Annotated in this window: 2 protein-coding genes; both read left to right on the plus strand. The window is 67.2% G+C overall.

Annotated features, from left to right (window positions below; translation table 11 throughout):
- Window positions 1-6: 6 nt before the first annotated feature.
- A complete protein-coding gene (locus NR164_RS15695) occupies window positions 7-1,398 on the plus strand; it encodes a hypothetical protein (protein ID WP_079443712.1) in 1,392 nt (463 codons plus the stop codon).
- Between the two features lie 41 nt (window positions 1,399-1,439).
- Window positions 1,440-13,295 carry a hypothetical protein gene (locus tag NR164_RS15700; protein WP_256822938.1) on the plus strand — a complete coding sequence of 3,952 codons (11,856 nt, stop codon included), beginning with the start codon at window positions 1,440-1,442 and terminating at the stop codon, window positions 13,293-13,295.
- Window positions 13,296-13,380 lie beyond the last annotated feature (85 nt).

Consider the following 13,380-nt stretch of genomic DNA (forward strand, 5'->3'; position numbering starts at 1 on the left):
CTGCCCATGAGCAAACAACGCCTTTACTGCCTGGATGTCGGCCAGGGCATGTGTACCTATTTCGAAGGGTATGACGACGACGATAACGTCATTGCCAACGCCCTCTTCGACCTCGGCTCGACAAAAACCCGCCGCCGTGCGGGACGCCCGACCATCCAGTTTCTCAAGCAGCGGATCATCGCGCGCAGCGATGACGACGAAGGCTACCTGGACGCGGTCTTTCTTTCGCACAAGGATGCCGACCACATCAACCTGATCCGCGGCCTGCTGGAAGAACTGCCGAACATGAAGATCGGCCACGTATTCCATAGCGGTCGCTACAAGTGGTACGCCGGCAAGAAAACCAAGAATGTGCTGGGCGAACTGGGCAAGCGTACCGAGGATGCCAGCACCCACGTCTTGAACTTCGCCGTAGGCACCAGCAGTTTCCCCACGGGCGACCCGCAGCACTGGCACTCGATCTGGGGCAACGAGAGCGTCAATGCCTATGTGATCGCGGTCAATACACCGATGGCCGATACCAAACAGGGAGTAGACGTCGATGTTGCCTACGCAGCCTACGATGAGCCCGACGGCAACCTGGCCAACTCGACCTCGCTGGGCATCTACCTGCAGATGTTCAACGTCGGCGCGGTGATCTTCGGCGACGCGACCTTTTCGACCTTCCAGTTCGTCAATCGGCATTTCCTCGAACACAAAGTCTGGCTGTCCAATTCTTTCATGCTCCAGGCACCGCACCATGGCAGCCGCTCTACAACCTTCGGGCTGAAGGTGTCCAACGCGCTCATCAGCAAGGAGGCCGCGCAAGTGGTCAGGACCTTCGCCTCGCTGACCTACGGCGCGACGATCATCGTCAGCGCAGACACCAGCCATGACCATCCCTCCCTGGACACCATCAACGCGTTCTTGCCGTTCGCCGACCATCGCGGCCCCTGGTGGGCCGATGAACATGTCCAGCCCAATCACCTGGTCTCGACCTACTTCGACGTACCGCTTTCCAACACCCAGGGCGCGCTGAATACCAATTACACCTACCAGACCGACCAGAACTACTACACCAACCTGTACTGGGGGCGGGAAACCAAGAAAGGCAACTTCAGCTTCCCTCCGGCCAAGGAGTTGACGGCCCCGACCGCCGCGTTCGCCGAAGGCATGAACTGGGGCTACGAGGTGACTGCGCAATCCTCCGTGGACCAGCGCAACATCCGTTTCATCGGTTTTTCCAGCAACCGCCTGCCCAAGAGCAGCAAGCAGCTCGCCGAGGCCTTCGCCAGCGTTCCTCTGGCCGACGAGGTTGCCAGAACCAGCCCGCCGCCAGCACCTGCGCCCGCCAACGGGGCCGCCCGCGCGCCTGCACATGCACAGCGCAACCTGCGTCGTCTGACCCCGCGTCCCTGATGGGTCGTGCTGAAGCTCCAGTTTTTTCTCCGAGGTAATCTATGTCTGTCGCCACCGTTTACTCCGCGCTGAACGCCTCGATCCACGACGGCGTCATCGACCTCTGGCAAGCCTCGACACAATCCGTGCTGGCGCCGCTACGTGGTGTGCTGGAACTGTTCGGCATCCATGATTCCTGGCTGTTATCCAGCGCCAGCCTCAGCCAGGGGCTCGACCGGGTCACCCTCAGCGCCAGCGGCCATTTCGGCCAGCCCGGCGATCCGCAAGGCATGCGCTTCGCGGTCCATGGGCAATTGCTCTATACCCAGACCGACGCTAGCAGCGGTCTGTTCCAACTGAGCCTGGCCATCACCTCGACGGGCTGGACCTTCTCGGATTTCTTCAATCCCTACTGCCTGCCACAGACCCAGGGCGAGCCCGTCGATGGCGGCGACTCGGTGGTCTGGAAGCCCTCTTTCCTGCAAGGACTGGTACTGGAGGCCCCCGTGTTCCAGGCTGATAGCCGGACCGATGCCAGCTTGACGCTCTCGGGACGCCTGCCGGCCAACGACGCCTTTTCGGCAGCGCTGGACATGCTCGCCCCATGGCCGCTGGCCTTGAGCGGCACCTTGAAGATGCCGGCCACCTGGAGCGACGTACCGGTCATGGACCTGTTGGCCAGGGCCGCCGGTTCACCGGCGCTCAACGTCGGCTCGCCGGCACCAACAGGCGGCGGCCCGGCGGGCCTGGCACTGAGCAATCTCGGCCTGGAACTGCTGGTGCGCGATGACCTCGATGAAGCACTGTGGAACCGTACCAGCTTCTCGGTCATCAACCTGGTCGGCACCGTCAGCCTGGGCCGCGACAACGCGGCGCTGGTGGCCAACCTGTCCACGCCATTGCTGGTGGTGGGGGCGCAATGGCGCCTGACCGCCGTATTCGACCCGGCCCACGCCTCGATCGTTCGCGGTATGGCGCAACTGAGCACCATCTTCGGCCTGCCCGCCCTGCCCCTGCCGGACAATTTCCCGCTGCTGGAAACCTTCAAGTTTCGCGAGGTCGACCTCACCTTCACATCGCCGACCGGTGGGGGGCTCCCGCAATTGCAGGCATTGGGCGTGACCATCGGTTCCGACCAGCAATGGTCGCCGCCGGTCCCTTTTGTCACCCTGCACAGTGTTGGTACTCGCTGGGTCTGGGGCTGGGGCGCAATCAGCGTCGACGGTGGCGCAACACGCTATACCGGCACCGTCAGCGGCGCGGTGTTCGGCACCCTGCGCTTCGGCGACAACGCCAATACCGGTAAGAAAGTCGACATCGATGTCTCGGTCAGCCTGCCGCAGTTATACATCCAGGGCCAGATGCGCAATGGCGACTACATTCCCATCGGCCAGGCCTTCAGCTATTTCTTCGGCGCTCCAGGCCCAGCCGTGGGAGGCCTGCAAAGCGCCGTGGTCAGCGAGTTGGGGTTCGCCGCCGATCCACTGCTGCAGAATTATTCCGCCGAGACCCTGGTGGTATTCGGTGACCCGGACAACGACGCGCCCAGCGTCGATCAGGGCTGGGACATCAACCTGGTGGTGATCACCCTGCGCCTGGAGGAAATCGGCTTCTGGATCGCCGCACAGAACGGCAAGATCGGCGGCGGCCTGAATGGCGTGTTCTCGTTCTTCCCCGCCGCCGCGAACGACGACTACGAGAGCCCGCGCCTGGTGTTCAGCGCCGATTACCCGGTGCAGGACCCGGACGCCCCCGAGGGTTGGCGCTTCGCCGGCGGGCTCTACCAGGGCACCAGCATCAACCTCACCGACCTGGTCGCCCAATTCCTCGGCCTCGGCCGGGCTCCGGCCTCGGTACCCGTGCTAATGGTGGACCGCCTCGACGTCAGCCTCTCCACTGGCGACAAGTCCTATGAACTGGGCGGCACCATCTCCATGCGCTGGACCCCGACCCTGTTCGGCACGGAATTGAAGATCTCGGCAGCAGCCAGCATCGATATCGCCCGAAGCGGCAGCACGCCGGCGGACAAGCCGGCCTCGGGGCGTCTGAGCGGCGAGTTCTCGATCAACCGCATCGGCGTGGAAGTGGGCATGGACGTGGGCGTCGACGAGCCGACCTACCTGCTCAAGGTCTACGTCGATACGATCTGGGTCCAGGCCATTACCGCCTGGCGCGGCGACAAGGACAGCACCACCAACCCGCGCCACCAGGTGGTCTCGGTGCAACTGGGCGGCACCACCCTGGGCGACATGCTCGAGTACCTGGTCAACCTGGCTGCGCCGACCCTGGGCTTTACCCTCGACTCGCCGTGGGACGTGCTCAAGCGCATCGAGCTGTCCAGCTTCGTCTTCACCCTCGACCCGACCAACAACGTGGTCGAGTTCGTCTACAAGGCCAAGGTCGACCTGGGCTTCGGCAGCCTCTCGGCAATCGGCGTGCGCTATACCCGCGCCGGGGCCGGCAAGGTGGAACTGATTCTCGAAGGTTCGCTGCTCGGCAAGTCCTATACCGGCGACGATGCGTTGGCCTGGGATGTGGTCAACGACCCGCCGCCCGCCGTGCCGGGCACCGGATCTTCGCTGGTAGAGCTGCGCTACCTGGGTATCGGCCAGCGCATCCGCCTGCAGAACCCGGTGGACACCGTGGCCGGCAACCTGGCCCTGCTCAAGCAGTTCATGCAGCCGGTGGAGAATCCCGGCAACCTGCCGAGCACCGGCAGCAGCGGGATCGCCTTCTGCGCCGACAGCCAGTGGCTGATCGGCCTGGATATCGGCCTGATGGCCAATACCGTAGACCTCGGTTTCCTGTTCAACGACCCGATCCTCTACGGCCTGTCGGTCGGCCTCAACGGCGAGAAGGCCGGCAGCCTCGCCGGGCTGCGCTTCGAGATCCTGTACAAGAAGATTTCCGATGACGTCGGCATGTTCCGCGTCGAGCTGCGCCTGCCCGATGCCTTCCGTACCTTCCAGATCGGTATCGCCTCGCTGACCCTGGGCACCGTGGTGATCGAGGTCTACACCAACGGCAATTTCAAGGTGGACCTGGGCTTCCCCTACAACCAGGACTTCAGCCGTTCGTTCTCGGTCCAGGCCTATATTTTCATCGGTCGCGGCGGGGTCTATTTCGGCCTGCTCGACGGGGTCACTTCGAGCCAGGTGCCACGCATCAGCAACGGTACGTTCTCGCCGGTATTGGAACTGGGCATCGGCCTGGCGGTGGGGGTGGGCAAGGAGATCCGCGCCGGAATCCTCGGCGGCGGTGCCTATGTCGAAGTGCAGGTGATCTTCCAGGGCGTGCTCGGCTGGTTCAACCCGTCCAGTGCCGGGCTGCCGTCGGCCCAGTATTTCCGCGCCCAGGGCATCGCCGCCCTGCACGGCAAGGTCTACGGCTACGTGGATTTCAAGGTGATCAAGGTCTCGCTCAGCCTTGAGGCCTATGCCCAGGTCAGCGCGCTGTTCGAGTGCTACCGGCCCACCGAATTCACCCTCAAGGTCTCGGTGCGCGCCGAGGCCAAGGTGAAGATCCTGTTCATCAAGATATCCTTCAGTTTCCATGTCTCGCTGGAGCTGTCCTTCACCCTCGGCTCGGTGCAGCAGACGCCATGGATCGTCGCGCCGGGCGGCGACCCCAAGGGCTTCCAGAGCAGCCGCCTGCTGGCCGCGCCGGGACGGGCCGGCAGCCTGTCCGGCGGCTACGGCCCTCGGGCACGGCGCAATCGCGCGCAGCGGGTAGCGGTGCTCAGCGCCCAGCATCTGCACCAGGTGCTGCTGCGCAAGCGCGCGAGCAATGCCCTGGCGCTGGTCGAGGGCAGCGACTGGGACTGGGACCCGAGCCGCAGCCAGTGGCCCGACGGCCAGCCGCGCAGCGCCCTGCTCTATCTGCTGCCGAGCATCTCCATCGGCGATTTGCCGGTGTCCTGGAGCGGCCCGGCCCAGGCCGATGCAGCGCCCAACTACCGCGCCGCGTTCATTCTCTGCGCCAACTCCGGGGTCGACCCACAGGCACCGACCGCCCGCGCCGAAGCCCGGCGCTCAGCACTGCACCACGCCCTCGCCGCCAGCGCCGAGGACACGGCGAGCCTGACCCCGGACCTGTGGGTGCGTACCGTGTTGCTCTATGCGCTGTACGCCATTCCCGATGGCCCGCGGACCGAGACCGATCCGCTCACCGCCGGCCAACTGGCCCTGCTCGCCGCCGTCCTCGACGACCCGCAAAGCGCCGATGTGGCCTTTGCCTGGAGCCATCTGGAGACCCTGTTCGCCACCAACCTGCACCTGCTGCTGGGTGCCGATCCGGGCGCAGTCACCGAAGTCGGCGGCATGGTCGCGCCGCTACCGCCGGGCCTGACCCGCAGCGGCACGCCAGGCGGAACCCTGAACTTCGCCGAGGTCAACCCGGTCGGTCCCTGGTACGAATGGCAACTGGCGCAGTACATGGGCCAGTACCTGCCGGTGGGCGGTGCCAGCGGGCCGCGTCCGGCCCTGGACGATCCGGCGACCTACGAGTCCTTCCCGACCTTTATCTTCCGCGACTACTGCCTGATGCTGGCCAAGGCCGCCGTGCAGGAAGCCGGCGACCTGCTGGCCAGCACCACGCTCAGCGTCGCCGACGACGGCAGCGGCCAGGGCCAGTCCCTGGCGCAACTGGCGGCAGGCTTCGCCAGCGCCACCGTCGACTACCCGGTACGCGCCGGGGATACCGTCGAAAGTGTCGCCCAGGCCCTGGGCGCCAGCAGCGCCGAGTTGCTATTCCTCAATCCCGCTCTGGAGCGTCAGTTGGCCAGTGCGCCGGTGGGCAGCCGCCTGCCGGTGAACCTCGGCATCGCGCCGGAGGTGCTGGCCGAGGACAACGCCAATGAAGCCTTCGCACTGCACAGCGTCGAGCTGGGCACCCTGATTCACCAGGCCGCCAGCGGCGAAACCCTGGACGCCATCGCCAGCCTGTTCAACCTGGCCAGCAGCAGCCTGCTGTTCGAGGCAGACGGCAGCGGCCTCGGCGAATCCGCCGAACTGCTGGACCCAGCGATGCCCTTCGACCTGCCGCTGCGGACCTGGAACAACGGCCCAGCCGACGCGCTGCTGGCCGCCGCCACGGCCTATGTACGCTATCGCCGGCCACCCCTGCTCGCGGCGGACTGGTACGCCCAAGCGGTATTCGACGGCAATGCCGAACTGATCGCGCAACTGAGCCGCAACGACCTCAGCCCGAACAGCCAGGAACTGCCGCCAGGCCAGACCCTCCGGGTGCCCCAGGGCTTCAATGCGCTGGAGCCGACCAGCGCCTACATCACCCAGCCCGGCGACACCCTCGACCGTATCGCCGCGACCCTGGCCCTGGTCCAGGTCTATCCCACGCAGTCGCCACCGGAAGCGCCGGACTGGCAGGCCTTCCTCGGTGCCGTCAGCGACCTCGGCGACCACACCTATGTGCTGCCGCTCACCCATGACCTGTATGCCGTCGCCGGGGAAAGCCTCGACGACCTGGCCCGGCGCTTGCTGCTGGACGTCAGTTGGACTTCCAGCAACGACCCGGCACTGGGCACCTGGCAGTATGCTTGGGCGAACATCCTCGCCTGGGCCGGCCCGGCCGCCTTCCTCGCGCCCCTGGCCCTGGTACCGGTGCCGAATGCCGTGGCCAAGGTCGGCGAAGACCAGAGCCTGAGCTTCACCCTGCTGGCCAACACTTACGGACTGAGCATTGCCGATGCCGCCGTGCGCCTGGAAAATCTCGCCGGCCTCTACGCCATCGACACCGTACTGAACGTGACCCAGGTGCCGGTGATCAGCATCGACCGACTGCTCGACCAATTGCTCGGCGGCGAAGCCCTGCCGCGTATCGTCAACCAGGGCTCGCGCTCGCTGATGGCCGGCCTGCGCGCGCCGAAGCCGGTGACCGACGCCCAAGGGCATGCGGTCGCCGACCCGCAACAACCCACCCCGCTCTACGACCTCACCGGCCAACAGTTCGACCTGGCGGTGGACACCTCGCCGGACAAGGCCGACGAACCCGCGCTGGACATGACCCTGACCGCCCAGAGCAGTTGGATCAGCCTGGTGGACAGCGCGGTCGCCGCTGCCAACACCCTGCCAGCCAGCCGCTTCCTCGCCCGCAGCAAGATCCCCGTCGGCATGGCGGTGCCCACCGAAGTGGTGCAGAGCCTGAACTACCGCTACAGCAACGCGCAGATCATCGCCATGGGCCCGGCCACCAGCCTGAGCCTGCCGGTGGTCAAGGCGCCAGCGGCCATGGCCCTGGCCGGACGCTCGCCGAAAGCCTACGGCCTGACCCAGCGTATCGAACTGCAAACCCCGGTGGTCCTGCCGATTCCCGGCATGGACGCCCCGCCCGTGGGTGCCCAACCGACCCTCTGGCCGCTGCCGGCGGATCTGCGCGCCAAGGCCCTGAGCGGTTCCAGCGTGGCCTACGACCTGCTGACCACCGCCGAAGGCGCCAGCGCCGGGCGCGATGCGGTCGCCGTCGAGAGCGCCACCTGGGCCTGCCGCATCCCCGTGGCGATCAAGCAGATCAACGACACCCTGACCCTGTTCGCCCTGCAAGGCGTGGACGAGGCCGAGCGTCCGACCTTGCTGGCTTTACGCGCCTGGCTGGCGGCCGGCGAAAGCGCCGGCACGGTGGTCAAGGTACTGGCCCTGCCGGCGCCGAATGCCGGCAATGCCGCCGGGGTCAGCGTGCTCGACGGCACGCCGGAGCAGACCTGGCTGATCCAGGCCAACCTGTCCACGGAAAGCGTGCCGCGCGCCCCTGACGTCACCCTCGGTCGGGTCCACAGCCTGGCCCGTGACGGCGATCCGGCCCCGGCCGCGTCGCTGAATGAGCTGGAGCGCTTCGTCACCCTGCTCTGGGAAGGCAGCGTGGTCGGTGGCTCCGGTTACACCCTGGGCCTGGAAAAAGGCCTGCCGGCCAGTGCCCTGGATGCCAATGGCGTCGCCACTATCGATCTGCTGGTGATCGCCGGCACCCAGCAGGCCAGCGCGCCGCAGGGCCGCAGCCTGTTGCCGTTCAATACCTGCGCGCTGGTCGCGCCGGGGCTGGATGCAACCATCGGCACCCTCTATGCCGAGGACCATAACGAAGAAGACACCATTCTGCAGGCCCTGGTACCGGCGGGCAGCGTCGGCTTCAACCTGACCCTGGACGCGCCGCCGGAACAGGCCGAGAGCACCGCCCAGTTGCAGGCCCGCAGACTCTTCAGCCTGCTCGGTACGCAGATTCCGGCCAGCCAGGATTCGCCCTTCGCCATGGCGGCTTCGGGCATGCCGGCACCGCCCACCCCGGTGGACAAGGACGCGCCCCCGGCGTGGAAACGCGAGCGCCTGATCCGTCGCGGTGTGCTGCGCGACAAGCGCCTGGCCGAAGAGGCCGATGCGTACTGGCTGTATGAGCAGATCCTGCCGCTGTACCGCTTCGCCACAGCGTCGCCACTGCCGCGTGTGCTCGGCCTGCCGAGCCCGGACGACGACCCGTATCGCGGCTTCGGCTGGGCCACAAGCCTGCCCTCGGCCCTGGTCGAGCTGAACTTGCAGGACATCTTCGGCAACCAGACCGGCGCCAACCCCGCTGGCCAGGGCCAGGTCAGCCTGCCCAGCGGCTATACCGATCCATTGCTGGGCGTCGGTGACTGGCCGGCGCAGGTCAGTGCCTGGGCGGTCAGCGTCAGCGATGCCCAGGTGACCCTGAGCATCAGCCTGGAGGCGCGCCCGGCCACGGTGATGCCGTCGCCAAGCCAGCCCGGCGATGCAGCCGCGCAAACCGCCGAGCGCCAGGCCGAAGCCTACGCCAAGGCCTACTACCAACTCGGCCAGCCGCTGAGCGCGGCGGTGGAAACCAGCCTCGACATCAGCGCCGCCCACGGTATCGACCAGCAACCGCTGTGGCGCTTTGCCGCCGCGTCCCAGGCCTTCAGCGCCAGCGCATCGCGCCTGGGTGCCGCACGTGCCCCGGCCAATGCCACCCTCGCCTCGCTGGCCGAGGACTACAGCCTGCGCTACGCGGAAATGGCCCTGGCCAACGCGCAAGTGCCAATGCAGGCCCTGTTCGGTGTCGGTGCCCTGCTGAAGGTCCCGGCCTATGCGCTGTTCGCCGAAAACGACACGGCGCAGAGCATCGCCGCTATCACCCGCCCCAGCGGCTGGCCGAGCATCACTGCCGAGGCGTTGCTCGCTGCCCGCGAGAACGGCGAGCTGCCGCTGCGCAGCGGCGCGGTACTCAAGGTGTCGCCTGCACTGACCCGCAATACCGCCGACGGCAGCGCCAACCTGGCGACCCTGGCCAATCTCCTCGGCACCCTGCCGGGGTTGCTGGCCGGGGATAACGCCAGCCTGAGCATCCTTACCCCGGGCATCACCTTCTCGGTCGCGGTGTCCGAGGCCGAGCAGGTGTCGGTCACGGTGACCGAGGCCGATGCACCGGCGCCGATCCGCTCGCTGGCGCAGGTCTGCACCGCCTTCGCCGCCCTCGGGGTGAATATCAGCGTCACCGACCTGGGCCAGAGCCATCAGGCGCTGCCGGCGATCTTCCAGGCCAACCAGCTGATTTCCAGCACGGTCTGGGTCGCGGGCAACGACGACAGCCTGGGGCACAACGGCAGCGGTCTGGACCAGGCAGCCCTGGCGGCGCTGAATACCCGCTCGGTCAATCTGTTCGAGATGGGCACGCTGTTGTATCTGGGCGACTTCAACGCCGGTGCGGGGATCAGCGCCGACGGCGCACAGACGCTGCACCAGTTCGCCGATGCCCACGCCTGCCCGGCGGAACTGCTGCTGGGTGCCAACCCGGATCTCGCGGTGCCGGCGGACGGCGCCTTCGCCCTGCCGGGCCGGGTGAGTTGGCCGAGCGACGCGGCACAGGTGCGGGTGCCCTACTCGATCCAGGGCGGCGACAGCCTCGACACCATCGCCCCGCGTTTCGCCCAGAACACCCTGGACCTGGCCACGGCCAACCTGGAGATGCCAGTGGTCGTGGCCGGTGGCGTGACCCTGAGCATCCGTGTCGGCGGCCAGTCCTACAGCCTGACCACCGCCGCCAGCGGGCAAAGCCTGGCCGTCACCCTGAGCCAGCTGCAACAGCTGGCGCCTGCGGCGACCCTGGCGGATCTGCTGGCAGGCATGGGCGACGATAGCCAGGCGCTGAACCCGGGCGCCCTGCTGATCTGCGCCCCCGCGCAATTCGCCAGCGCCACCGCACCATCGGCGATTGCCGGGCTGCTGGGGGTCAGCGCCGGAGCCTTCGCCCTGGCCAACGTCGGTACGCCAAACCTGATCGCCAGCGGTATCCGCCTGGATGCCCCGCAAGGCCAGGCCAGCGTGGTCACCCAGGCCAACGACTGCCTGAACAGCCTGATCGTGCGCTTCGCCGAAGCCGGGGTGCAGGTCAATGCCCAGGAAATCGTCGAAACCCCGGCGAACGCCGACAAACCGTTGTTCGCCGCTGCGGCACCGGCCCTGGTACCGCCAAGCGGGATGCGTATCCGCCTGCCGATCGGTGCCAGCGGGCCTTATCCGGGGCCGGCCTTCCCGCTCAATGTGAGCCTGACCCTGAGCCGGCCGACGGCGCTGATCAACCCGGACTTCGCCGCCGATAACAGCGCAGGCGTGTCGCGCAGCAGCAGCCCGATCCCGGCGCCGCTAGTACCTGCGGCCGAGGACCAGGGCGGCGGCCTGGCCTTCAATGCCTTTATCGCCGCCATGCGTGCGGCCCTGCCCGACCTGCGTATCGCCACCGGCCGCGCCCTGGAGGACAGCCGCGATCTGTGGGCGGTGAACTTCGGCGACACCGGGATCCGCTCCCTGAGCATCGCCGGGGCCACCACGGTGCCCGGTGCTCCGGGTCCGCAGCCGCGCTTCTTTGCCCTGACCCCGCTGTACAAGAGCCTGGTCAGTCGCCAGGGCGTCGGCCTCAACGTTTTGCTGCCCGACGGCACGCTGTCGCAAGCCAGCAGCCAGCACGACTTCCAGGGCATCGACGTGGAGCCCTGGGCCGGGCGTTTCCTCTCGGACATGGACCGCATCCTCGGCGCCAGCAACGTCGCCGCGCTGTACCGTACCCCGGATACCCGTCAGACCCTCAGCGACCTGGTGGCGGTCAAGCGCCAACTGGCCGGAGCTATTCCCGAGGGACTGGAGCCGGTCCTGGCAATCAGCGACCCGGATGCCGTCGCCGGCCAGGCGGCTGCGGCCACCACCCTGCAACAGCAACTGGGCGTCAACCTGTCCCGGGCCTGGAGTGCCTCGACCCTGGTGCAACTGAACCGCGAGGTCGCGTCGGCCTGGCAAGACCCGCACAGTGCATTGCTGCCAGCGGACATGTACGGCGGCATCGAAGTCACCAGCGGCGGCGAGGAACGCTCCTGGAGCATGAGCGCAGGCAAGTGCTGGCTGACTGACTTCTCGCCGTTCATCACCCTGCTGCTGACCGAGTCCGATCCCGCCAGCCACCGCACGGTCACCGCCAACATGGCCTTCGGCATCACCGACCTGGAGCGCAATATCACCAGCGCTGGCCTGCCCGACGGCTATGCCGCGTCGCAATGGCTGACCTTCGTCCCGCCGCTGGGCGGTAGCGACCTTCCAGCGGCGTTGAGCGTCGACCTGGGTGAAGTCTCGGTGCCGATTGCGCTACGGGATTTCCCGGCGCTGCCGGTGATCGTCGAGCAACGCGCCAGTGCCACCGCGCTGAACGCCGAACTGCGCCAGCGCCTGCGCAGCGGCCGCGCCCTCAGTACCCTGCGCGCAGACAGCGAGGTCAGCCTCGCCAGCCTGGCGCTGTGGGACCACCGCTTCACCTACTCCCACGAGCATGCCGAGCAGGACGACGTCAACCTGACCCTGAGCTACAACCTGCGCCCCGACCCGATGATGCGACTGGCCGTCAGCGACGTGGATCTGTTCGTCGAGTTGGCGCGCTATATCGCCGTGGCCGATGGCCTCTGGGACATCCTCGGCGACCTGCCGCAAAGCGGCGCCCTGACGCCGGTGCAGAGCAATGCAGCCAATACGCTGCGCGATCTGGCCCGTGCGGTCGCCGGCAGCTGGAACGTGCGCCTGGTCGACAGCCGCCCGGATGCGCGCCTGCAGGCCCCGGACACCGATCAGTTCAGCTTCCAGGCGCGGGTCACCGACCGGGGTGGGCCGCAGACCAGTCGCGAAGTCGCCAGTCTCGGCTTGACGGCACTGAGCGCCGGCGTCGGTCCCGACGGGCAATGGCCGCAGGTCTGGGCATTGACCGCCGCGGGCTTGATGGTGCAATTGGAGCGCACAAGCGTCTCGGCCAGCGAGTCCCGTTACGAGGTGGCGCCGGGTGTCCATGTCCCGGCGTCGTGGCCGACCTTCAGCCTGGTCTTCGCGGGGCTCAACGTCGCCCGCTGGCAGAACGCGACGGGCTCGATCCTGGTCCAGCGCAACCAGAAACTGCTGGGGGCCGACGGGCCCTCGACCAATCCGGCGTTCGTGTTCCAGACCGACCGGGTCGAAGCCGCCAGCGTGGCCACCCCACTCAATGCCTGGGACCAGCGCGTGCCGCTGGCGACTGCCCCTACCACGATCAGCGCGGCTCTGCAGGCGGCCTTCGACAGCCTGTTCGGCGACGCTGCGGAAAATGGCGGGCTACGCATCACCGTCGGGGTGGCCTATGCCTACGAGCTGGCCACCGACCCACTCGAACCGAACCATGGATTGGTCGGGGAAACGCCGGTGTACCTGTATCCCAACCAGACGCTCGACAGCAGTACGGCAGGCAATCTGCAAACGGCGGTGGATACCTGGCGCGAGCAGACCAATCCGCAGCGGGATGGCGGGGAATGGGTGTTTTCGTTGACCCTGTATTCATCGCTGGTGGAGGACCGGCGACCGTTGCTGGTGATCGGGAATATGTATCTGCCGATGCTGCTGGAGCAACGTTGACGCCGCTCAGAGGATGATGTGCGGCGCGACAGCTGCACATCCGAGGGGGCTCTCACCGTCCTGCCGTTTGTCAGCCTTACCCCCC

The organism is Pseudomonas sp. Pse79 (assembly GCF_024519615.1).
Taxonomy (GTDB): domain Bacteria; phylum Pseudomonadota; class Gammaproteobacteria; order Pseudomonadales; family Pseudomonadaceae; genus Aquipseudomonas; species Aquipseudomonas veronii.